This is a genomic window from Streptococcus mitis, from assembly GCF_047465045.1.
Lineage (GTDB): Bacteria > Bacillota > Bacilli > Lactobacillales > Streptococcaceae > Streptococcus > Streptococcus mitis_DT.
The window spans coordinates 101976-126148 of sequence record NZ_JASHAR010000001.1; the positions used below are offsets into that span (position 1 = coordinate 101976).

The window sequence follows — 24173 nt, forward strand, 5'->3', positions numbered from 1 at the left end:
TCACCAACTTATGTTTTAAAATTGTAAGAGATAATTTGAATAAGATTGGCTTATGGTATAATAGATTCATGGATAAAAAATATGAAAAAATCTCCCAGGATTTGGGAGTGACGTTAAAGCAAATTGATACCGTTCTAAGTTTAACAGCTGAAGGGGCGACGATTCCCTTTATCGCGCGTTATCGCAAGGACATGACTGGTAGTCTGGACGAGGTGGCGATTAAGGCCATTATTGATTTGGATAAAAGTCTGACCAGCCTCAACGACCGTAAGGAAGCTGTCTTGGCTAAGATTCAAGAACAAGGCAAGCTGACCAAGGAATTGGAGGAAGCTATCTTAGCTGCCGAAAAATTAGCTGACGTAGAAGAACTCTACCTTCCTTACAAGGAAAAACGTCGAACCAAGGCAACTATTGCCCGTGAAGCCGGACTCTTTCCGCTTGCTCGCTTGATTTTGCAGAATGTAACTGACTTAGAGAAGGAAGCTGAAAAGTTCGTCTGTGAAGGATTTGTGACTGGTAAGGAGGCCTTGGGTGGTGCAGTTGATATCTTGGTCGAAGCCTTATCGGAAGATGTGACCTTGCGTTCCATGACTTATCAGGAAGTTCTGAGACACTCTAAACTCACTTCTCAAGTCAAGGATGAAAGTCTTGATGAAAAGCAGGTTTTTCAAATTTACTATGATTTTTCAGAGACAGTTGGAAATATGCAGGGTTATCGTACCTTAGCCCTTAATCGTGGGGAGAAGCTAGGTGTCTTGAAGGTCGGTTTTGAACATGCAACGGACCGCATTCTTACCTTCTTTGCAGCTCGTTTCAAGGTAAAAAATACCTATATTGATGAAGTTGTTCAACAGTCAGTTAAGAAAAAAGTTTTGCCTGCTATCGAGCGACGTATTCGGACAGAATTGACTGAGAAAGCAGAAGAAGGGGCTATCCAACTCTTTTCGGACAATCTGCGCAATCTTCTCTTGGTTGCTCCGCTGAAAGGGCGCATGGTTCTTGGGTTTGACCCAGCCTTTCGTACAGGTGCCAAGCTAGCTGTCGTGGATGCAACAGGAAAAATGCTGACAACTCAGGTCATTTATCCTGTCAAACCAGCATCAGCTCGTCAAATCGAAGAAGCTAAGAAAGATCTGGCAGACTTGATTGGTCAATACGGCGTGGAAATCATTGCCATCGGAAATGGTACTGCTAGTCGTGAAAGTGAAGCCTTTGTGGCGGAAGTTCTTAAAGATTTCCCTGAAGTCAGCTATGTTATCGTCAATGAAAGTGGTGCTTCTGTCTATTCTGCTAGTGAATTAGCTCGTCAGGAGTTTCCAGACTTGACCGTTGAAAAACGCTCTGCTATTTCTATCGCCCGTCGTTTACAAGATCCCCTTGCGGAATTGGTCAAAATCGATCCTAAGTCAATTGGGGTCGGTCAGTACCAGCACGATGTCAGCCAGAAGAAATTGTCTGAAAGTTTGGACTTTGTCGTCGATACAGTGGTAAACCAAGTCGGTGTCAATGTCAATACGGCCAGCCCAGCTCTACTTTCACACGTAGCTGGACTCAACAAAACTATCTCTGAAAATATTGTCAAATACCGTGAAGAAGAAGGGAAAATCATTTCACGCGCCCAAATCAAGAAAGTTCCTCGTCTGGGAGCCAAGGCCTTTGAACAGGCTGCTGGTTTCCTTCGTATCCCTGAAAGTAGCAATATCCTTGATAATACAGGAGTTCACCCAGAAAATTACTCTGCCGTTAAGGAACTCTTCAAACGTTTAGATATTAAAGACCTAAACGAAGAAGCCCAAAGCAAACTCAAGTCGATTTCAGTCAAAGATATGGCGCAAGAGCTAGACCTTGGTCCAGAAACTCTTAAAGATATCATTGCCGATCTTCTCAAACCAGGTCGAGATTTCCGTGATTCCTTTGACGCACCTGTGCTTCGTCAAGATGTCTTGGATATTAAAGACTTAAAAGTCGGCCAGAAGCTGGAAGGTGTTGTGCGTAACGTCGTTGACTTCGGTGCATTCGTTGATATCGGGATTCACGAGGACGGCTTGATTCATATTTCCCATATGAGTCGCAAATTTATTAAACACCCAAGCCAAGTGGTGTCCGTCGGAGATTTGGTAACAGTTTGGGTTAAGAAAATCGATACTGAACGTGAAAAAGTCAATCTGTCGCTCCTCGCTCCAAATGAAACTGACTGATTATGTTAAGCAGGTTTCACTAGAAGACTTCGGCAGACCTTTTATCCATCATGTCCAGTGGAATAGGCGTCTACGTTCGACAGGTGGGCGTTTTTTCCCTAAAGATGGGCATTTAGATTTTAACCCTAAGGTTTATCAAGAACTGGGTTTGGATGTTTTTAGGAAAATTGTCCGACATGAACTCTGTCATTATCACCTCTATTTTCAAGGGAAGGGCTATCAACACAAGGATCGGGATTTTAAGGAACTGTTGAAAGCAGTGGATGGATTACGCTTTGTACCCTCCTTGACAAATAGCCACTCTAAACCACTCAAACTCTATCGTTGTCAATCCTGCCAGCAAAGGTATCAGCGTAAGCGAAAGATTGATACCAAACGCTATCGCTGTGGAGTTTGTAGAGGTAAATTGCTACTAATAAATCAGCCTGAGGACTGATGAAAGCCGAGCCTACCCGTGATATACTGTGTCTAACCTAGTAGAAAGAGGAAAAATCATGAACAGTAAATTTTATAAAATGAGACGAAATCGCATGATTTCAGGAGTTCTGGCAGGTCTGTCAGATAAGTGGAACTTTGATGTTACCCTTGTTCGTTTCTTGTTTGCCATTTTTACAGTTGCAAACTTTGGACTTGGCGTGATTATCTATATCATCCTAGCTTCTGTCATGCCGACTAAGGAAGAAATCGAAGCAGAAATGTATGGAACAGGCCCACGCAAACGCAAGGAAGCCCAAGCCATTGACGATAATGAAGGCTGGTTTTGGTGAGGTAAATAATGAAATAAGCTTTGTTTTATAAAAGACAAGGCTTTTTTTTCATCTTGTCAGAATCTATGCCTAAATGGTATAATAAGCGTATAAAAATAATTTGACAGGAAATGTATTATGGCTAATGAGAATGAGTTACTCGCATTACGATCATCAAATATTGAGATTGAATACGACGAATTGCTTAATTTAGAAAATTCTCTAGAAAATAATCTCAAAGATCTTATTAAAGATATAGAAAAAATTGATTTAGATAGGGAAAAATTACAAAATAATGAATACCTTCAAGAATCTATTGAGAATATAGTCTGGGAGCAAGTGCAACTTCAACTTGCTGCCCAAATTGGTGATGAGTTTATTAAAGAGAACAACGGACAAACCCTAGATTTACGAAAAGAAGCACATATACAAACTGCTGAAAACTTTGAAAAAGGTAAATTTGCAACCCATAATAGAGATGTTAATTATCAAGAAAGATATGCTAAATGGCAAGATAACTTTACTACTAATAAAGATGGCGAAAGAGTTCTTAAAAGTGATGCTCGTGATTTCTTTGATAAAGGTAGAGACAAAGGTTCAGGAGCAGTTCATAAAGACCATACGGTTTCTATAAAGGAACAATTAAATGATGTTGAAATGGCAACATTTTTCTCAAAAGAACAAGTTAAAGAGTTTGCTAATAGTTCTAAAAATCTACATGATTTAGATGCATCTGCTAATATGTCCAAGGGCGATAAAACTATGACTGAATTTTTGAATTCAGAAAGAGATGGATTAAAGCCTGAAGAGCGATTTAATATTGATAGAAAACAGTTAGAAAAAGATGACCGAGAGGCTAGGGAAGAACTTCAAAAAAGGAAACAAGAAAATAAAGATACTGCTATAAAATCAGGTAAAAAATCACGACGCGATGAGGCATTAAAAATTTCCGGAAAAGCTTTGAAAGCAGTGCTTTTACAGTTATTATCAGAATTTTTGCGAGAATTGATTTCTAAATTTATCTCTTGGCTAAAAGATACAGAAAGAAACTTATCGACTTTTATTGATAAAATAAAAGAGGCTATCATATCTTTTGTAAATAACTTAGCAAATCATGTATTAAATGTCGGTAAATCTGTAGTTACAATGATTGCGTCTGCAATAGTTGGACCTGTAATTAATACAGTTCTTAAAGCTTGGACATTTATACACCAAGGTTGGAAATCTTTGAAAGAAGCAATAGATTATATAAAGAATCCTGAAAATAAAGATAAAAGCCTTGATATTATGATGTTAGAGGTTGGAAAAATTATTGTTGCGGGTTTAACAGCTACAGGTGCAATTGTAGTTGGGGAAGCTTTAGGAGCATCCCTCACAGCAAGTTTTCCAGTTTTGGCTATTTCAATACCACTTTTGGGAACAATCGGTAGCGTCATTGGAACATTTATGGGAGCAACTTTATCAGGAATTATTGGCGCTTTCGTATTAAAAATGATTGATCAGCAAATTGTCAATAAACAGATTACTGAATTAAGTTCTAAGAAAATTGATCAAAATAATGAAGTGTTAGTAATCAAAGATCAATTACTAGATGTAAAGAGCATAAAGCTTCAAGTAGAAAAAGATTCTGTTATCAATACTATTAAGGAAAGACATGATATGGCTGCTTCAATAATGAAAGAAAAGTTATCAGATATTTTTACAGAATCTACAAGAGACGATAAAAGTGACTTTGATGAGATTGATAGTTTATTACAAGAATTATTAGATTAGGGAGATAAATATGGAAGAAGAAGTATTTGAGCAAGAGCAAGAACAAGAAACAATTGAAATAAACATTAGAAAACATGATTTCGATGAAGCGAAAGAGCATCTGAAAGAGTTTGCTGAACAAAGTCAAGATGAATTGTATTTTGATACAGTTAGAACTCATGAAGACTTCTTTGGTTTTGAATTTGCTGAACATGGGGTTACTGGTAAAGAGTTTAATACTTTAGTTGAACAAACTCAAAATTACATTTCAAAATTTTATGATAATCAACAAACACTTATTGAAGAATTTGGTCAAGTTTATAAAGCTTTAGAAGCTCTTGATAAAGGTCATATTCAAGCAATTCTTTCTTCTGTAGCAGCAATTGATCATACAAATAAAAAAATATTAAAAGAACAAGTACGTATTGATAAAACCATTGAGAAACAAAAAGCAACTCTAGTAGCTCTTAAGCAATTTAAAGAGAAATTTAACGAAGAAAATAGCAAAAACTCTATCGAAAAACATGAGGTAATACTTTCTAAATTCAATGATAGACTTGTAAATCTAGAACAATTCGCAAGTACTCTTCCTTCAGAACCAGTTTCAAATACTGGAGAAATTGAGCAACTTAGGAGAGAATTGAACGAAAGTAAACAACAAATTCAATTTATTTCAAATCGCCTCCTAATAGTCTTTGTTGTTTCTGGAATTTCTATTGGTATGTTAGTGATTGCCTTGCTTTTCATGTTATTGAGGTAAGATATGTCAACTTCTCGAGATAAATTAATTTGTAGCGCAAAGAAATTAGACCTCTATTTTGGAAAAGAAAATAATTATCTGGATAAAGTAAATAATATTATAAAAAATCATACTGATACAAAATCAGTAGCAGAATTATATAAATCTATTTTTTTATTACAGCAAATTAACAAACGAAACAAGCTTACACCTTTATTAAAAGATTTATCTGATAATCTAGCTAGTTTCCTTGGATATACTTATCTATTTGATACTTTAGAAAAAGAGTTGAGTCACCAAAAGAAATCGTCTTTAGACGACCTTTTGGTGGAACTAAATCAGTTAGTAGGTTTAGAGAAGGTAAAAAAAGAAGTTAATCGTTTAATTATTTATCAAAAAGTTCAGTCAAAAAGGAAAGAGTCTGGCTTAAATATTCCTAAAAGAACTTTACACATGGCTTTTATGGGAAATCCAGGAACAGGAAAAACAACTGTTGCTAGAATTATTGGAAGAATGTACTACCAATTGGGACTTTTATCCAAAGGACATTTTATGGAAGTCTCCAGAACAGATTTAATTGCAGGTTACCAAGGACAAACTGCACTGAAAGTTAAAGATATCATAGAAAAGGCGAAAGGTGGAGTTCTCTTTATTGATGAGGCGTATAGTATTACTGAAAATGAAAATACTGATTCATATGGTCGAGAATGTTTAACAGAACTTACAAAGGCCTTAGAAGATGCACGAGATGATTTAATTGTTATTGTAGCTGGTTATACCGAACCAATGAACCATTTCTTTGAATCAAATCCTGGTTTGAAATCTCGATTTAATTATTTTATTAATTTTGAAAATTATTCTTCTACAGAATTGTTAGATATTTTTGAAACATTAGCAAGAAAAGACGACTACCATACAGATGACAAGCTGAAAGAAGTATTATTAAATTATTTTAATGAAAAGTTAGAAAGTAATCTCACCAATTTTTCTAACGGTCGCTTTGTTCGAAATCTATATGAAGATTTAATAATGAATCAAGCTGTCCGACTTAACCAAAGTGAAGCTGTGAGTTCAAAAGAATTAACTTTGTTGATTAAAGATGATTTTTGTATAAATGAAAATCGTTCTAGTGACATAGATTTATAATCAAATGAAATAATGAATCTTCAAACTGTTTATGAATGTATTATTGACCGTTGCAGCTAATTTACGAATCTGAACCCTTGTATCTGCAAGGGTTTTCTTCTTACTTTCTTTTTATGGTAAAATATTTTTAATAAAATATCTACATTTCCCCCAATCTTACAAAAATGTAAGATTAAAGTCTCTTTTGTAAGATTAGGTTATGGCAAGCGGTCTTTTTTTGATGTAAACTAGACTCATAAAGAACAAAGGAGTAACATCATGAAACAAATCTTACAGAAGAAAACAAGAAAACCAAGCCATAAAGATATCGAGCGCGTTCAGCTGGGATGCGCTATGATGCAAGAGACATTTCATTTGATGGGATATTAAGAAAGGAGATTCTCATGACACTTTTAGATGTAAAACACGTTCAAAAAATTTATAAAACTCGTTTTCAGGGCAACCAAGTAGAAGCTCTCAAGGATATTCACTTTACCGTCGAAAAGGGTGACTACGTTGCCATCATGGGTGAGTCTGGTTCTGGTAAATCAACTCTTCTCAATATCCTAGCTATGCTGGATAAACCAACTCGTGGTCAGGTTTACTTAAATGGAACGGACACCGCAACCATTAAAAATTCACAAGCCTCTAGCTTCCGTCGTGAAAAGCTAGGATTTGTCTTCCAAGACTTTAACTTGCTAGATACTCTCTCTGTAAAAGACAATATCTTGCTTCCGCTTGTCTTGTCAAGAAGACCCATTACGGAAATGATGAAGAAATTGGTGGTGACAGCTGAGAATCTGGGAATCAACCAATTGCAAGAGAAGTACCCTTACGAGATTTCTGGTGGTCAGAAACAGCGTGTAGCAGTAGCACGCGCTATCATTACAGAACCTGAAATTCTCCTTGCGGATGAGCCAACAGGAGCCCTTGACTCCAAGTCCTCTGCAGCCTTACTTGATGTCTTTGATGAAATCAATGAGCGTGGCCAAACCATTCTTATGGTAACCCACTCAACAGCAGCAGCTAGCAGAGCTAAACGTGTACTCTTTATCAAAGACGGCATTCTTTACAACCAAATCTACCGTGGAGAGAAGACAGAACGTCAGATGTTCCAAGAAATCTCTGATACCTTGACTGTCATGGCAAGCGAGGTGAATTAGTATGTTTCGATTAACCAATAAGTTAGCGGTATCGAACTTGATTAAAAACCGCAAACTCTACTATCCTTTTGCGCTGGCTGTTCTCTTGGCAGTCACCGTCACCTATCTCTTTTACTCCTTAACCTTCAATCCCAAGATTTCGGAAATCCGTGGAGGGACAACCATTCAAGCTACTCTAGGATTTGGTATGTTTGTCGTCACCCTTGCGTCAGCCATTATCGTCCTCTATGCCAATAGTTTTGTCATGAAGAACCGTTCCAAGGAACTAGGAATTTATGGCATGTTGGGCTTGGAGAAGCGTCATCTAATCAGTATGACCTTTAAAGAGTTAGTGCTATTTGGAATTTTAACTGTTGGAGCAGGTATCGGTATTGGAGCCTTGTTTGACAAGTTAATTTTCGCTTTCTTGCTCAAACTGATGAAATTGAAGGTGGAACTGGTCGCTACCTTCCAGATGAAAGTTGTCATTACAGTACTTGTTGTCTTCGGTTTGATTTTCCTAGGCCTCATGTTACTGAATGCCCTTCGAATCGCCCGTATGAATGCCCTCCAGCTCTCGCGTGAGAAAGCTAGTGGTGAGAAAAAAGGACGTTTCCTTCCTCTCCAAACTATTCTTGGTGCGATTAGTTTAGGTATTGGTTATTATCTTGCGCTTACTGTAAAAGATCCTCTTACAGCCCTAACAATCTTCTTCTTAGCTGTTTTGCTGGTTATCTTTGGTACTTATCTTTTGTTCAATGCAGGAATTACAGTTTTCCTTCAAATCTTAAAGAAAAACAAGAAATACTATTACCAGCCCAATAACCTTATCTCAGTGTCCAACTTGATTTTCCGTATGAAGAAAAATGCGGTTGGACTAGCAACTATCGCTATTTTGTCAACAATGGTTTTGGTAACCATGTCAGCAGCGACTAGTATTTTCAATGCCTCAGAAAGCTTTAAAAAAGTTCTAAATCCTCATGATTTTGGGGTTTCAGGACAAAATGTTGAAAAAGAAGACTTGGACAAACTCTTGAGCCAGTTTGCAAGTGACAAAGGTTATAAGATTAAAGAGAAAGAAGTTCTTCGTTACGCTTACTTTGGTGTTGCAAACCAAGAAGGTAGCAAGTTAACCCTTTTTGAAAAAGGACAAAATCGTGTCCAACCCACAACAGTTTTCATGGTATTTGACCAAAAAGATTATGAAAATATGACTGGCCAAAAATTGTCTCTATCAGGAAATGAGGTCGGACTCTTTGCAAAGAATGAGGGAGTTAAAGAACAGAAAGCTCTAACTCTAAATGATCATCAATTTTCTGTCAAAGAAGAATTTACTAAAGATTTCATTGTAAACCATGTTCCAAATCAGTTTAATATTTTGACTGCTGATTACAATTACCTTGTTGTACCTAATTTACAAGCCTTTTTGGATCAATTCCCAGATTCGGCTATCTATAATCAGTTTTACGGTGGTATGAATGTAAATGCCAACGAAGAAGAACAACTCAAGGTCGCTGAAGAATATGATAAATACCTCAATCAGTTTAATGCTCAATTAAACACGGAAGGTAGCTATGTTTACGGTAGCAATCTAGCAGATGCTAGTTCTCAGATGAGTGCCCTCTTTGGTGGTGTCTTCTTTATCGGTATTTTCCTATCCATTATCTTTATGGTCGGAACTGTTCTGGTCATCTACTACAAACAAATTTCTGAAGGCTATGAAGACCGTGAGCGCTTTATTATCTTGCAGAAAGTCGGTTTAGATCAAAAGCAAATCAAGCAAACTATTAACAAACAGGTTTTAACTGTTTTCTTCCTTCCTTTGCTTTTTGCCTTCATACATCTAGCCTTTGCCTACCATATGCTTAGTCTGATTTTAAAAGTGATTGGTGTAATAGATACGAATATGATGTTGACTGTGACCTTGTCTATCTGCGCTATCTTCCTCATCGCCTATGTGCTGATTTTCATGATTACTTCAAGAAGTTATCGCAAGATTGTGCAAATGTAAAAAAAGATACCTCGACTTCAAAATCGAGGTATTTCTTGTATTTTATACTCAATGAAAATCAAAAAGCAAACTAGGAAGCTAGCCGCTGGTTGCTCAAAACACTGTTTTGAGGTTGCAGATAGAACTGACGAAGTCAGCTCAAAACACTGTTTTGAGGTTGCAGATAGAACTGACGAAGTCAGTTACATATATACGGCAAGGCAACGCTGACGTGGTTTGAAGAGATTTTCGAAGAGTATTAAATGCTGAAAAGTTGTCCGAGCAGGAAAGTAACTCCCATAGTCAAGAGACCAATAGCTAGGTTTCGAATCATAGCTGTTTTGGTTGGGGCTTTTCCAAGTTTGGCACTAGTGTAACCAGTGAGAAGAAGGGCCACACCGACGATAAGGACAGTAACAGGGATGCGGTATTCACTTGGGAAAATGGTAATTGAAAGCATTGGTGGTAAGCTACCAAGGAAAAAAGAAATAAAGCTAGAGATAGCAGCATGCCAAGGATTGGTAAACTCTTCATACTCAATCCCATATTTTTCCTCTACCAAAGCCTTGAGCGGATTATTTAAAAAGGCTTTGTTGGTGAGAAGTTGGGCTGATGTTTCACACTCACCATTTTGAATATAGGCAGCATAGAGGGACTTTTTGGCTAGTTCCATATCTTGGTCTAGCAAGACTTGCTCACGCGCAACGGCTGCTTCCTCGGTATCTTTTTGAGTTGAAACGGATACATATTCTCCACCAGCCATTGAAAAGGCACCAGCTAAGATAGCCGCAAAACCTGATAAAAAAATAATCCAGATATTGGTCGTGGCACTAGCAACCCCGATAACCACACCAGCAATGGAAATAATCCCATCATTGGCACCAAGCACACCCGCACGCAGGATATTTAAACGACCTGCAAAATTTGAATCAATTTCGTGATTTGTTTCTGACATATTATTCTCCTTTTTATCCAGTATAAAGGAAAAATATAAGGAAATCAATCTTTTAAAACTGTCTGAAAAAAGTTGCACGATTTTAATTTTTTAAGAGTTTTTAAGTTGAAATCAGTACTAGCTAGTAGGAAAGGATAAAAGATAGGTAAAGCTGATAGACTCGTCCTTTTTCTAGCTATCTATGGTATAATAGAAGGTAGATTTACTAATCGGAGTAAGAAAGATTTTATGATTAAACTAGTAGCAACGGATATGGACGGAACCTTCCTAGATGGGAATGGACGCTTTGATATGAACCGCCTCAAGTCTCTTTTGGCTTCCTACAAGGAAAAAGGGATTTACTTTGCGGTAGCTTCAGGGCGCGGATTTCTGTCTCTAGAAAAATTATTTGCTGATGTTCGTGATGACATTATTTTCATCGCGGAAAATGGCAGTTTGGTAGAATATCGAGGTCAAGATTTGTATGAAGCGACTATGTCTCGTGACTTTTATCTATCAACTTTTGAAATGCTGAAAACTTCACCTTATGTAGATATCAATAAACTGCTCTTGACGGGAAAAAAGGGAGCTTATGTTCTAGATACGGTTGATGAGACCTATTTGAAAGTGAGCCAGCACTATAATGAAAATATCCAAAAAGTAGCGAGTTTGGAAGATATCACAGATGACATTTTCAAATTTACAACCAACTTCACAGAAGAAACGCTAGAAGCTGGGGAAGCTTGGGTCAATGAAAACGTTCCTGGTGTTAAGGCCATGACAACTGGTTTTGAATCCATTGATATTGTTCTGGACTATGTCGATAAGGGTGTGGCTATTGTTGAATTAGCTAAAAAACTTGGTATCACAATGGATCAGGTTATGGCTTTTGGAGACAATCTAAATGACTTGCATATGATGCAGGTTGTGGGACATCCTGTAGCTCCTGAAAATGCACGACCTGAAATTTTAGAATTAGCAGAGACAGTGATTGGTCACCATAAGGACCAGTCGGTTATAGCTTATATGGAGGGCTTATAATGGCAGATATAAAATTGATTGCATTGGACTTGGACGGGACCTTGCTGACTACTGATAAAAGGTTGACGGTTCGCACCAAGGCAACCTTGAAAGCTGCGCGTGATCGTGGTATCAAGGTCGTATTGACAACTGGTCGTCCCTTAAAAGCTATGGATTTCTTTCTCCATGAGCTAGGGACTGACGGTCAGGAAGATGAGTATACGATTACTTTTAATGGTGGTTTAGTTCAGAAAAATACAGGTGAAATCCTTGATAAGACAGTCTTTTCATATGATGATGTAGCACGCTTGTATGAAGAAACAGAGAAATTATCACTGCCTCTTGATGCCATCTCAGAAGGAACTGTTTATCAAATTCAATCAGACCAAGAAAGTCTTTATGCCAAATTCAATCCAGCTTTGACTTTTGTTCCAGTGGACTTTGCAGACTTATCTAGTCAAATGACTTATAATAAATGCGTGACCGCCTTTGCTCAAGAACCCTTGGATGCAGCTATTCAGAAGATTTCTCCAGAATTGTTTGACCAATATGAAATCTTTAAATCACGGGAAATGTTGCTAGAGTGGTCACCAAAGAATGTTCATAAAGCAACAGGTTTGGCAAAACTGATCAGCCATCTAGGAATCGACCAAAGCCAAGTCATGGCCTGTGGTGACGAGGCAAATGACCTCTCAATGATTGAATGGGCAGGGCTCGGTGTTGCCATGCAAAACGCTGTTCCTGAAGTCAAGGCAGTCGCAAATGTAGTGACACCAATGACCAATGATGAAGAGGCTGTCGCCTGGGCTATCGAAGAATATGTGCTAAAGGAGAACTAAGATATGGGATTATTTGACCGTCTATTCGGAAAAAAAGAAGAACCTAAAATCGAAGAAGTTGTAAAAGAAGCTCTGGAAAATCTTGATCTATCAGAAGATGTTGAGCCTGCCCTTACAGAAGCTGAGGAACTTCCTCAGGGAGAAGCAGAGGTTGAAAGTTCTGAAGAAGCTGTGTTTGAAGAAGAGGAAATCCAAGTCACAGTTGAAGAAAATAAGGATTCAGAGCCAGTTGTAGAAGTTCAACAAGTGGAAGAATTGCCAAACTCAGAAGAAGTCCCAGAGGAAGAGAATACTGAGCTCCTAGAGACTGTAGAAGAAAATAGTTCTGAAGTGCTTGAACCAGAAACGTCTCAAGTAGAAGAAACTGTTCAGGAAAAATATGACCGCAGTCTCAAGAAAACTCGCACAGGCTTCGGAGCTCGCTTGAACGCCTTCTTTGCTAATTTCCGCTCTGTCGATGAAGAATTCTTCGAGGAGTTGGAAGAACTGCTGATCATGAGCGACGTTGGTGTACAGGTCGCTTCTAACTTAACAGAGGAGTTACGCTACGAAGCCAAGCTTGAAAATGCCAAGAAACCCGACGCACTACGCCGTGTCATCATTGAGAAATTGGTTGAGCTTTATGAAAAGGATGGCAACTACGATGAAAGAATCCACTTCCAAGATGGATTGACTGTAATGCTCTTCGTCGGTGTGAATGGTGTTGGGAAAACAACTTCTATCGGAAAACTAGCCCACCGCTACAAACAAGCTGGGAAGAAGGTCATGCTGGTTGCGGCAGATACCTTCCGTGCAGGAGCAGTAGCCCAGCTTGCTGAATGGGGCCGTCGTGTTGACGTTCCAGTTGTGACTGGACCTGAAAAAGCTGACCCAGCTAGTGTAGTCTTTGATGGCATGGAACGTGCTGTAGCTGAAGGTATCGATATTCTTATGATTGACACCGCTGGTCGTCTGCAAAACAAGGACAACCTCATGGCTGAGTTGGAGAAGATTGGACGCATCATCAAGCGTGTTGTGCCAGAAGCGCCGCATGAAACTTTCTTAGCATTAGATGCTTCAACTGGTCAAAATGCCCTGGTACAGGCCAAAGAATTTTCAAAAATTACCCCTTTGACAGGAATTGTCTTGACTAAGATTGATGGAACGGCTCGAGGTGGTGTTGTTCTAGCCATCCGTGAAGAACTCAATATTCCTGTAAAATTGATTGGTTTTGGTGAAAAAATCGATGATATTGGAGAATTTAATTCAGAAAACTTTATGAAGGGTCTCTTGGAAGGCTTAATCTAATTAGAAGTAAAAATCCTGCAAGGTACAAACTTGCAGGATTTTTTGTTATTCTAAACGACCATCTTGACGATAGGCGATATCTGGTTGCCAAGTCCATTTGGCACCGAATTTTTCAAGTAAGTCAAAGCTGGCTTGAGGTCCCATGCTTCCAGCTTTATAGTCATGAAGTGGAGCACCATTTTTAGCCCAAAGCTCTTCGATACGGTCAATCAACTTCCATGATGCACCAACTTCATCCCAGTGACTAAAGTTAGTTGAGTTGTTATTTAAGACATCATAAATTAATTTCTCGTATGGTTCTGGAGAAGCACCAGTTGCGGTCGCGTCTGTACGGTAATCAAGTGAGTTCGGAGCCAAGTTGAATTCTTCTCCTACTTGCTTTCCATTTAGGCTAAGAGAGAAGCCTTCTGTTGGTTGGATATAGATGGTCAAAATGTTTGGAGCAAGTGGTTCTCCAAAGATAGAATCCATTTGTTTAAAGACGATGTTGACATGAGTTCCTTTCTCAGTCAGTCGTTTACCAGTACGGAAGAAGAAAGGAACACCACGGAAGCGATCGCTGTCTACAAAGAAGGCACCAGATGCAAAGGTTTCAGTTGTAGATTCTGGATTCACATTTGGCTCACTACGATAAGAGATATATTTCATGCCATCAATCTTACCTGAACGGTATTGACCACGGATAAAGTGTTCTTTAAGCTCTTCATCCGTTGGATGATAGAGGTTTTTAAAGACCTTAATCTTTTCGGCACGAATCTCGTCTTTTGTGAAGCTTGCTGGTTTGTCCATAGCAAGGAGAGAAAGAAGTTGTAGTGTATGGTTTTGTACCATGTCACGGAGTGCACCAGATTGGTCATAGTAGCCACCACGTTCTTCTACACCCAAGCGCTCCGCAAAGGTAATTTGAACATTGTCGATAAAGTCCTTGTTCCACACATTTTCAAAAATCAAGTTTGCAAAGCGAACTGCAAAGATACTTTGGATCATTTCCTTACCAAGATAATGGTCAATACGGAAAATTTGTTCCTCGTCAAATGTTGCTAGGAGCTCGTCATTCAACTTGCTTGCAGTTGCGTAATCTGTACCAAATGGCTTCTCAACGATTAAGCGCTCAAAACCTTTACCATCCACAATGTTTTCAGACTTGAGGTGTTTGGCGATAGTTCCAAAGAACTGAGGTGCCATAGACAAGAAGAAGAGCTTGTTGTGTTCAGCTTGGTACTTGTCATTTAGTTCAGCCTGCAATTGACGTAAAGCAATGTAGTGTTCTGTATCATTGACATCATGACTTTGATAGTAGAAGTGACTAGCGAACTCCTGAGCTTGTTCGGTACTATCTGCCAAATCAAGGATGGATTCGACTACAACAGATTCAAAATATTCCTTGCTCCAAGGACGACGAGCAGTTCCAATGACTGCAAAGTGCTCGGAAAGATTGCCGGATTTATATAGTCTAAAAAGGGAAGGGTAGAGCTTGCGTTTAGCCAGGTCTCCACTCGCACCGAAAATTGTAACAATAACCTTAGATGACATCTAGCTACCTAATTTCTATTTTTATTCCTAGTCTTGCTAGGTATGAGGAAATCTCATTTCATAAATTTAATTCTAACATAATTTTCCGAAAAATCAAAAAATCCAATACGAGATAGAAAAAAACTGCAAGGAAATCCTTACAGTTTGAGTTTAGACGTTTAAGACCTTGTCCAAGAACTCTTTCAGACGTGGGTGCTGTGGGTTATCAAAGATTTGATCAGGTGTTCCGTCTTCAAGGAATTCACCATCTGCAGTAAAGATAACGCGGTTGGCAACCTGACGAGCAAATCCCATCTCATGGGTTACGATAATCATGGTCATACCTTGCTCAGCCAATTCCTTCATAACGTTTAGTACGTCTCCGACCATCTCAGGGTCAAGGGCAGAAGTTGGTTCATCAAAGAGCATGATGTCTGGATTCATTGCTAGTCCACGAGCGATGGCCACACGTTGTTTTTGTCCCCCTGATAGGCTATCTGGGTTGGCATTAGCTTTATCTGCTAGACCAACCTTGTCAAGCAGCTCCATTCCCAATTTCTCAGCTTCTTCCTTAGTCATCAACTTGTGCTCAATAGGAGCAAAGGTAATGTTGTCCAATACAGACATGTGTGGGAAGAGGTTGAAGTGTTGGAAAACCATTCCAATATTTTCACGGACGTGGTCAACGTTGGTAGTTTTTTCAGTTAAGTCATAACCGTTCACAGTGATGTGACCACTCGTAACTTCTTCTAAAAGATTAAGGCTACGGAGGAAAGTTGACTTACCAGAACCTGAAGGACCAATGATACAAACAACATCTCCTTCATAGAACTTAGTCGTGATTCCTTTTAAAACCTCATTTTTTCCATAGTGCTTGTGTAAATCATTTACATCAATTTTTAGTTTTGCCATTAACGAATCCTCTTTTCTAAGCGTTTCGCTAGTCTAGTCAAAAGTGTGATAATTACAAGATAGAAGATAGCAAGGATTGCATACATCTTGAAACTTTGGTAGTTACGGGCGATGATAATCTTACCAGTTTGGAAGAGTTCAACCAAACCGATAGCAGATACGATGGTTGTATCTTTAAGAGCGATAACGAATTGGTTAACAAAGTTTGGCAACATCAATTTAGTTGCTTGTGGCAAGATAATCTTACGCATGGTTTTTCCATAAGAGATACCCAAGCTTCGGCTGGCTTCCATTTGACCAACCGGAACAGCTTGAATACCACCACGAACAATTTCAGCGATATAAGCCGCTGCATTGAGGGATAGGGCAATAGTACCAGCTACGAAATCGTTAATTGGACTTTGTTGGCCTGTGATAGACTCGATGAAGTTTGGAATTCCCCAGAAGATGAAGGCTGCAAGAATCATCAATGGAATACCACGGATAACGTCAACGAAAATCTCAGAAATCACACGAAGAGATTTGTATGGGCTAACGCTAAACATACCAAAGATAATTCCGATAACAATGGCAATAGCAAATGAGATAAGAGCTAGAGCAAGAGTGATACCAAGCCCGCTAAGGAGTTGTTTGTAGTTGTTTTGAAGCAAGCCCCAGATAGTTGTTTCATCAACAGTGCTTGTTGAAGCAGATGAAGATTCGCTAGCTAGGTATTTATCAAGAATCTTTTGGAATTCTCCGTTTGCTTTAAGGTTTGCAAGTCCGTTGTTGAACATTTCAATCAATTCTGGATTTGCTCCTTTTTTAACGGCAAAGGCTGTTTCACCGATTGGAGTTCCAGCGATTGGTGTTTTCAATTTTTGGCCTTGGCTGATAGAATATTTGAGAACAGGCTCATCATCCATAACGGCATCAATGGCACCAGTGTTTAAACTGTCATACATTGACGAACCATCAGCGAAGGTTTTGATTTTGTAACCGTATTTGCTTTGATTTTCTGTTAGGAAGGTTTGAGAAGCAGTTCCGTTTTTAACACCAACTGTCTTCCCTTTCAAATCTTCATAAGAAGCAATAGTGCTTGATTCTTTGACACCAAGGATAGTATTGGCAGTGTAGTATGATTCTGAGAAGTCAAAAGTTGCCTTACGAGCATCTGTGACAGACATACCAGCAATGATACCATCAGCTTGTCCAGCTTGAACAGCACTGATAGCAGCATCGAAACCAGGGTTGGTAATTTCAATTTCAAAACCTTGGTCTTTAGCGATGGCCTTAATCAAGTCCATATCAATGCCAGTAAATTGGTTGCTTGAATTTTGGAAAACAAAAGGTGCAAAAGAAGAATCGCTAGCAATGATATATTTAGCTTTAACAGGAATAGCTTTTAAGCCTGCTAGAGTAGTTGTAGTTGGTACTGCTGAAGATGATGAAGCAGTCCATTTCTTGATGATTTTATCAAGACTACCATCTTTTTTCATTTCAGCCAAGGCTTGGTTAAATTCAGTGACTAGGTGCTCGTATTTACTTCCTTTTTTAACACCGAAAGCAAAACTACCTACAGCTTCCCCGTCCATTTCGATATGGAGGTCTTGGCCTTGGTTGATGGCATACTCGATAACAGGTTTATCATCCATCATGGCATCGATGGCACCAGCACTCAAGCTGTTGTTCATCAAATCACCAGTGTCAAATGTTTTAATACTAAAGCCATATTTGTCCTTGATACTTTCAAGGAAACGTTGAGCGGCTGTTCCGTTTTTAACACCAACAGTTTTACCTCTTAATTGGTCGTACTGACTAATCTTGTGTGCCTTTGTAGTTGCAATGACAACTTTTGTATCATAGTAAGTATCAGACATGGTGAAGACTTTTTCACGTTCTTTAGTCTTTGTCATCCCTGCCATGATAGCGTCAGCTTGACCAGCTTGAACCGCATTGACCGCTGCGTCAAATCCAGGATAAGACATCTGAATGTTCCATCCTTTAATCTCAGCGACTTTGTTAATAATGTCAACATCAATTCCTTTATAAGTTTGATCTGAATCTTTAAACTCAAAAGGTGCATAGGCAGTATCAGACACAATCTTAATTGTTTCTGCCTTAGCAATACCTAATGAGAAAATTGGGAATAAAATTAGCAAAAATGCTAGAAATTTTTTCTTCATTTTTAGTCTCCTTTTCCGAATATTTTCCCATTATATCAGAAAAAGTAAAAAAAGGCAAATTTTTATATTTTTGTGTCAGAAAATATAACATTGGTTTTTCCTTTTCTTTCTTGAGTTGCTATTAAAAAGTGCTATAATAAGAGTATATATAGAAGAAAAGAGGACAGGGATATGAAGGATAAAAGAATATTTAAAGACTTCCAAGCTTCAAAAATGAGTTTAAACATTTACACAAGCCCCTTGTTAGCCTTTGCTTTTGTCTTCATAGGAGAGTTTGTGGCTTATACTCTGTATGGTATTAGTTTGTTAGCTCTCATCGGACTTGCTAGAAATTTTGGAGAGGCTGGTCAAAATCTTGCAACCTACTTGCAGACATTGCAGCAGAGCTTGATGGATAAAACAAGTGACTTTCATTTAATTTTAGATTTACTGGCCTTTGGTTTTATACTCAACACTGTGTTCAGATGGACTAAAAAAGTTGAGAAAAGGCCTATTCGAACTTTAGGATTTTATAAAGAAAATTTCCTCAGTAATCTTCTTAAGGGATTTGGTTTAGGTCTGGCACTTTTTCTTCTGACCTTGTTAGGTTTAGTAGCATTAGGGCAATATCGTTTTGAGTCCATTCATTTGAATCCTTATTCGCTTGCCTTTATCATTTTTACTATCCCATTTTGGATCCTACAGGGGACAGCAGAAGAAGTGGTGTCCCGTGCTTGGCTCCTTCCTCAATTGGCCTCAAGAACCAATCTCAAACTTGCTGTTCTTATATCTAGCTTATTCTTTACCCTGCTTCATATGGGCAATTCTGGTCTAACACCACTATCTCTAGTAAATCTCTTTTTATTCGGAGTTGCCATGGCTCTTTACCTTCTCAAAACTGATACAGTTTGGGGTGTTGCAGGTATTCATGGAGCCTGGAATTTTGCTCAGGGAAATTTATTTGGAATTTTAGTTAGTGGTCAACCATCCGGAACGTCTCTGATGAGCTTTTTACCACAAGGAAATCAAGATTGGTTATCAGGTGGTTCTTTTGGCATAGAAGGTTCCATTATGACAAGTCTGGTCTTGCTACTGCTGATTGTTTATTTCGCTTATCAATTAAAGAAAGAAAATGAAAGGATGTGACTTCGGTCCGTCCTTTTCTTCGTGAAAATGCTACAAGTATGCTAAAATAGGAATAGCACATCGAGAGAGGATTCTTATGATTAACCGCATTACAGACAATCAATTTAAACTAGTATCAAAATATCAACCATCAGGAGATCAACCACAAGCTATCGAGCAGTTGGTTGATAATATCGAGGGTGGAGAAAAAGCTCAGATTCTGATGGGGGCGACCGGAACAGGGAAGACCTATACCATGAGTCAAGTCATTTCCAAAGTCAATAAACCAACTCTGGTCATTGCCCACAATAAGACTCTGGCAGGCCAGCTCTATGGGGAGTTTAAGGAATTTTTCCCTGAAAATGCTGTTGAGTATTTTGTTTCCTACTATGATTATTACCAACCAGAGGCCTATGTCCCTTCTAGCGATACCTATATTGAGAAGGACAGCTCTGTCAATGACGAGATTGACAAGCTCCGCCACTCAGCGACTTCGGCTCTTCTGGAGCGTAATGATGTCATTGTCGTAGCTTCTGTCTCTTGTATCTATGGTTTGGGTTCGCCCAAGGAATACGCTGACAGCGTCGTGAGTCTGCGTCCAGGTCTGGAAATTTCTCGTGATAAACTCTTGAATGACTTGGTTGATATCCAGTTTGAACGTAATGATATTGATTTCCAACGGGGAAGATTTCGTGTGCGTGGGGATGTTGTGGAGATTTTCCCAGCCTCTCGTGATGAACACGCCTTTCGAGTAGAATTTTTTGGAGACGAAATTGACCGTATTCGTGAGGTTGAAGCTTTGACGGGTCAGGTATTGGGAGAAGTGGATCATTTGGCTATTTTCCCAGCTACTCACTTTGTGACCAATGACGACCATATGGAAGTTGCTATTGCCAAGATTCAAGCAGAATTAGAAGAGCAACTAGTTATCGTTGAAAAGGAAGGCAAATTGCTTGAAGCGCAACGCTTGAAACAGAGGACTGAGTATGATATCGAAATGCTCCGTGAGATGGGCTATACCAACGGGGTTGAAAACTACTCACGCCATATGGATGGGCGTAGCGAAGGTGAGCCTCCGTATACCCTTCTTGACTTTTTCCCAGATGATTTCTTAATCATGATTGACGAGAGCCACATGACTATGGGACAAATCAAGGGCATGTACAATGGTGACCGTTCGCGTAAGGAAATGCTAGTTAATTATGGTTTCCGTTTGCCGTCAGCCTTGGACAATCGTCCCCTCCGTCGTGAAGAGTTTGAAAGTCATGTGCATCAGATTGTCTACGTTTCAGCGACACCTGGCGACTATGAAAATGAACAGACCGAGACAGTGATTGAGCAAATCATTCGACCAACAGGTCTTTTGGATCCTGAGGTGGAAGTACGTCCGACTATGGGACAGATTGATGACCTCTTAGGTGAAATTAATGCCCGTGTTGAAAAGAATGAGCGTACCTTTATTACCACTTTAACCAAGAAAATGGCAGAAGATTTGACCGACTATTTCAAGGAAATGGGTATCAAGGTCAAGTACATGCACTCGGATATCAAGACCTTGGAGCGGACAGAGATTATCCGTGACCTGCGCTTGGGTGTCTTTGATGTTTTGGTTGGAATCAACCTCCTTCGTGAAGGAATTGACGTTCCTGAAGTGAGTCTCGTAGCTATTCTCGATGCCGACAAGGAAGGATTCCTTCGTAATGAACGTGGCCTTATCCAGACCATTGGTCGTGCTGCCCGTAACAGTGAAGGGCATGTCATCATGTATGCGGACACTGTGACTCAGTCTATGCAACGTGCTATCGATGAAACAGCTCGCCGTCGGAAAATTCAGATGGCCTATAATGAAGAACACGGTATTGTGCCTCAGACAATCAAGAAAGAAATCCGTGACCTGATTGCTGTGACCAAGGCAGTTGCTAAGGAAGAAGACAAGGAAGTCGATATCAATAGCCTCAACAAACAAGAACGCAAAGAACTCGTCAAGAAACTTGAAAAACAAATGCAAGAAGCAGTTGAAGTGCTTGACTTTGAACTAGCAGCTCAGATTCGTGATATGATGCTGGAAGTCAAGGCGCTTGGGTAGGAATACCCATACTAAATAAAATTTATAATTGAATTGCTTACAAGGAGAATGTAGTCATGAAAAAACTGTTACTGTTTCTATTTTTTGTTGTAAATATAGTCCCTTTATTTTTTATTCTACGTATTGCTTTCTTATTCTTCACAACAACTTATGATATTTTCCCCGAAGCAAATATAAAGGAAGTAGAAATTGCTACTAGAAGAACTCTTGATTTGTATGGCTTTAAAGGTAATGTGAAGGTTACAAACTTTTCTAGAGATAAATGGCTTTCTCAAGACTATAAAATTGAATACTTATATAGTGAAGAAATTAACGGGAGAAGTATTACTGTGAGTGATGCTTTGATTTATTATCCAAAATCCTCAAAAAGTAATCCTAAAAAAACAAAGGAGGAATTGATTTATGATGGGACTACAAAAACAATGTTACAAGAATTCTCGGGGATGGCACATGAACTTCTCAATCATAAACCAGAAACAATTTCATATAAAGAAAAAGTAGAGAGTTTTTTCAAGCAATTTGAGAATCCAAATCTAGAATATGTAAATACTTATTGGAGTGTCGATGAGAAAGCAGAGAATATTACAGAATATTATGATCTCATAGATAAGAATCGTAAGGAGGGGAAACCTTTTCATGGTTTATATGATCTCCCTATTGATGAATTTCTGGCAAAAGGAATTATTAAAGGTCATGTTATCTATAAAGATATTGTGTTAGAAGAAGGACACAAGGATTATTTTAATGGTGAAGGTGGTCTGAAAGAGTTTATCAAAAATGGAATAGATAGAGCAGACCTTGCAGACGCATTTTATGAAATCTCTTATTATTACGCCGGAAAAAGTGGGGAAAGCTATCGTTCTGGTAGCAAGACAACTTTAAAAATTCAAAATCATAAAATCATAAAATGAAGGATTATGGAATTAATAATGACTAAAAACTTTTTCATTAAGTCTTTTAGTTCGATATTAATAATGGATTTGGAACAACATACAGTCCATCGATTATTGAAGTATAAACATGAAAAGAAAAGGAGTCATCCATCTTGAAACACTTAACTTTATTTAGAATAGTCTATCTGATTTTACTAGGATTTGTCCTTATCGATTTTTGCCTATCAATATTTGGTTTATCGTTTACTCCCATTCTTTGGGATAGTTGGCTTTTCCTTTTAGTGATTACTCTTTTTATTCGTTTTTGTAGACATCTGGTAATTCTAGACCTTCTCTTTGGAATATTTGGAATACAATTCATCCCCATGATATTTAAAACAGGACAATTTGTACCAATTATTTTGGCTATTGTGCATATTCTTAGTTATTGTTTCAAGGAACGATACCGTCTTTTTGAAGGAATTCGTAGTGCTATTTGTAGTTTATATATATGGATATTTGTGTTTGTTATTTTTGCCTTTGTGACACGAATCCCTATTCCAATAACACTTGATTTTGAAGTTCAGGAACAAGAAATTGTCATTAAAAAAGGATATTTGCTTCATGAAGTAAATTATTACCACGAACGAATTAATCCTTTCATTATGAAGTCTGAAATTAGCCATGAAAAAGTCATTTAATATAGAAAGTGAGTACTATGTCCCGTTCCCAATTAACGATTTTAACAAATATTTATCTGATTGAAGCTCTCGAAACATAGTGCGTGGTCATGCAGTATCGCTCTCCTGAAACCAATCGCTGTTCTGGTTATGGCTTTTGGGGAGGGCATGTCATCATGTATGCGGACACTGTGACTCAGTCTATGCAACGTGCTATCGATGAAACTGCCCGTCGTCGGAAAATCCAGATGGCCTATAATGAAGAACACGGTATTGTGCCTCAGACAATCAAGAAAGAAATCCGTGACCTGATTGCTGTGACCAAGGCAGTTGCTAAGGAAGAAGACAAGGAAGTCGATATCAATAGCCTAAACAAACAAGAGCGCAAAGAACTTGTTAAGAAACTCGAAAAACAAATGCAAGAAGCCGTCGAAGTGCTTGACTTTGAACTAGCGGCTCAGATACGTGATATGATGTTGGAAGTCAAGGCCTTGGATTAAGGAGAAGAAAATAAATGACGGTTATTATTAAATCAATGGAAACTCCTGAAGAGATAGAAGGTAAATCACTTGTTCACTGGAAAGCGTGGAGAGAAGCTTATGACGACCTTTTGCCTGCAGAATTTCAGGAGACAATGACATTAGAAAGATGTCGATTCTTTAGTCAAAAGTTTCCAGAAAATACATTGATTGCGATGGATGGTCTGAAGGTAGTTGGTTTTATAAGTTATGGCAACTTTCGTGATGAGACTATTCAAGCTGGTGAAATTATTGCTTTATATGTTTTAAAAGACTATTATGGAAAAGGTATCGCACAAAAGTTAATGAAAGCAGCTTTGATTGCTCTTGATCATTTTTCTGAAATTTTCTTATGGGTATTGAAAGATAATAAGCGCGCCATTGCTTTCTATCAAAAAATGGGCTTTACTTTTGATGGACAAGAAAAGATGCTTGAACTTGGAAAGCCTATAAAGGAAAAACGGATGGTATTCTATTCTAAATAATTTTAAAAAGTAGAAGCTAATGGTACTGGTACCAAGTCTAAAAATTTAATAAATTAGAAAGCGAGTA

Annotated in this window: 20 protein-coding genes and 1 pseudogene; 17 read left to right on the plus strand and 4 right to left on the minus strand. The window is 38.5% G+C overall.

Annotated elements, in window-relative coordinates:
- The first annotated feature begins 68 nt into the window (after window positions 1–68).
- From QM409_RS00490 to QM409_RS00525, 8 genes are all read left to right on the plus strand, one after another.
- On the plus strand, window positions 69–2198 hold the full coding sequence (locus QM409_RS00490) for a Tex family protein (protein WP_414302188.1): 2130 nt from the start codon (window positions 69–71) through the stop codon (window positions 2196–2198).
- Window positions 2185–2634 (plus strand): SprT family protein, encoded by a 450-nt coding sequence (locus QM409_RS00495; RefSeq protein ID WP_078352143.1) that lies wholly within the window; start codon window positions 2185–2187, stop codon window positions 2632–2634. Before QM409_RS00490 ends, QM409_RS00495 begins: the two co-directional genes overlap by 14 nt.
- A 58-nt stretch (window positions 2635–2692) precedes the next feature.
- Window positions 2693–2965 carry a PspC domain-containing protein gene (locus QM409_RS00500; RefSeq protein ID WP_001085048.1) on the plus strand — a complete coding sequence of 91 codons (273 nt, stop codon included), beginning with the start codon at window positions 2693–2695 and terminating at the stop codon, window positions 2963–2965.
- A gap of 117 nt (window positions 2966–3082) precedes the next feature.
- On the plus strand, window positions 3083–4717 hold the full coding sequence (locus QM409_RS00505) for a hypothetical protein (protein WP_414304972.1): 1635 nt from the start codon (window positions 3083–3085) through the stop codon (window positions 4715–4717).
- 10 nt (window positions 4718–4727) lie between these two features.
- Window positions 4728–5456, plus strand: a complete 729-nt coding sequence (locus QM409_RS00510; RefSeq protein ID WP_049521639.1) for a hypothetical protein — start codon at window positions 4728–4730, stop codon at window positions 5454–5456.
- A gap of 3 nt (window positions 5457–5459) precedes the next feature.
- The gene (locus tag QM409_RS00515; RefSeq protein WP_049521640.1) at window positions 5460–6581 is read left to right on the plus strand and encodes an AAA family ATPase; all 1122 of its coding nucleotides are present in this window, start codon (window positions 5460–5462) and stop codon (window positions 6579–6581) included.
- Window positions 6582–6964: 383 nt separating this feature from the next.
- On the plus strand, window positions 6965–7723 hold the full coding sequence (locus tag QM409_RS00520; protein WP_000173372.1) for an ABC transporter ATP-binding protein: 759 nt from the start codon (window positions 6965–6967) through the stop codon (window positions 7721–7723).
- 1 nt (window position 7724) lies between these two features.
- Window positions 7725–9713, plus strand: coding sequence for an ABC transporter permease (locus tag QM409_RS00525; protein WP_414304971.1), 1989 nt, complete (start codon window positions 7725–7727; stop codon window positions 9711–9713).
- A gap of 238 nt (window positions 9714–9951) precedes the next feature.
- Here QM409_RS00525 and QM409_RS00530 read toward each other — a convergent pair whose 3' ends face one another.
- Window positions 9952–10647, minus strand: a complete 696-nt coding sequence (locus QM409_RS00530) for a VIT1/CCC1 transporter family protein (protein ID WP_049544161.1) — start codon at window positions 10645–10647, stop codon at window positions 9952–9954.
- A 228-nt stretch (window positions 10648–10875) separates the two neighbouring features.
- Between QM409_RS00530 and QM409_RS00535 the strand changes: the two genes are divergently transcribed.
- The 3 genes from QM409_RS00535 to ftsY are packed head-to-tail and all read left to right on the plus strand — an operon-like array spanning window position 10876 to window position 13772.
- Window positions 10876–11667, plus strand: a complete 792-nt coding sequence (locus tag QM409_RS00535) for a Cof-type HAD-IIB family hydrolase (protein ID WP_414304970.1) — start codon at window positions 10876–10878, stop codon at window positions 11665–11667.
- Complete coding sequence (locus QM409_RS00540; protein ID WP_414304969.1) at window positions 11667–12485, plus strand: Cof-type HAD-IIB family hydrolase; 819 nt, start codon at window positions 11667–11669, stop codon at window positions 12483–12485. Before QM409_RS00535 ends, QM409_RS00540 begins: the two co-directional genes overlap by 1 nt.
- Window positions 12486–12488: 3 nt before the next feature.
- Window positions 12489–13772, plus strand: coding sequence for a signal recognition particle-docking protein FtsY (ftsY, locus tag QM409_RS00545; RefSeq protein ID WP_247953116.1), 1284 nt, complete (start codon window positions 12489–12491; stop codon window positions 13770–13772).
- 45 nt (window positions 13773–13817) lie between these two features.
- On the opposite strand, the gene zwf is transcribed toward ftsY, so the two are convergent.
- From zwf to QM409_RS00560, 3 genes are all read right to left on the minus strand, one after another.
- The gene (zwf, locus tag QM409_RS00550) at window positions 13818–15305 is read right to left on the minus strand and encodes a glucose-6-phosphate dehydrogenase (protein ID WP_042751253.1); all 1488 of its coding nucleotides are present in this window, start codon (window positions 15303–15305) and stop codon (window positions 13818–13820) included.
- 150 nt (window positions 15306–15455) lie between these two features.
- A complete protein-coding gene (locus QM409_RS00555) occupies window positions 15456–16196 on the minus strand; it encodes an amino acid ABC transporter ATP-binding protein (protein WP_001096315.1) in 741 nt (246 codons plus the stop codon).
- Window positions 16196–18361, minus strand: a complete 2166-nt coding sequence (locus tag QM409_RS00560) for an ABC transporter substrate-binding protein/permease (RefSeq protein WP_414304968.1) — start codon at window positions 18359–18361, stop codon at window positions 16196–16198. Before QM409_RS00560 ends, QM409_RS00555 begins: the two co-directional genes overlap by 1 nt.
- Before the next feature lie 171 nt (window positions 18362–18532).
- On the opposite strand from QM409_RS00560, the gene QM409_RS00565 reads away from it, so the two are divergent.
- The 6 genes and pseudogenes from QM409_RS00565 to QM409_RS00590 all read left to right on the plus strand — a co-directional run bounded on the left by QM409_RS00565 (window position 18533) and on the right by QM409_RS00590 (window position 24106).
- Window positions 18533–19486 carry a CPBP family intramembrane glutamic endopeptidase gene (locus QM409_RS00565; protein WP_414304967.1) on the plus strand — a complete coding sequence of 318 codons (954 nt, stop codon included), beginning with the start codon at window positions 18533–18535 and terminating at the stop codon, window positions 19484–19486.
- 76 nt (window positions 19487–19562) lie between these two features.
- Window positions 19563–21551 carry an excinuclease ABC subunit UvrB gene (gene uvrB / locus QM409_RS00570; RefSeq protein WP_414304966.1) on the plus strand — a complete coding sequence of 663 codons (1989 nt, stop codon included), beginning with the start codon at window positions 19563–19565 and terminating at the stop codon, window positions 21549–21551.
- 56 nt (window positions 21552–21607) lie between these two features.
- A complete protein-coding gene (locus QM409_RS00575) occupies window positions 21608–22462 on the plus strand; it encodes a hypothetical protein (RefSeq protein WP_084924305.1) in 855 nt (284 codons plus the stop codon).
- Between the two features lie 134 nt (window positions 22463–22596).
- Window positions 22597–23124 (plus strand): hypothetical protein, encoded by a 528-nt coding sequence (locus tag QM409_RS00580; protein ID WP_084887079.1) that lies wholly within the window; start codon window positions 22597–22599, stop codon window positions 23122–23124.
- Between the two features lie 143 nt (window positions 23125–23267).
- Window positions 23268–23603 (plus strand): annotated as a pseudogene (locus QM409_RS00585) (UvrB/UvrC motif-containing protein); the annotation flags it as partial.
- 14 nt (window positions 23604–23617) lie between these two features.
- On the plus strand, window positions 23618–24106 hold the full coding sequence (locus tag QM409_RS00590) for a GNAT family N-acetyltransferase (RefSeq protein WP_084924306.1): 489 nt from the start codon (window positions 23618–23620) through the stop codon (window positions 24104–24106).
- Window positions 24107–24173: the final 67 nt, after the last annotated feature.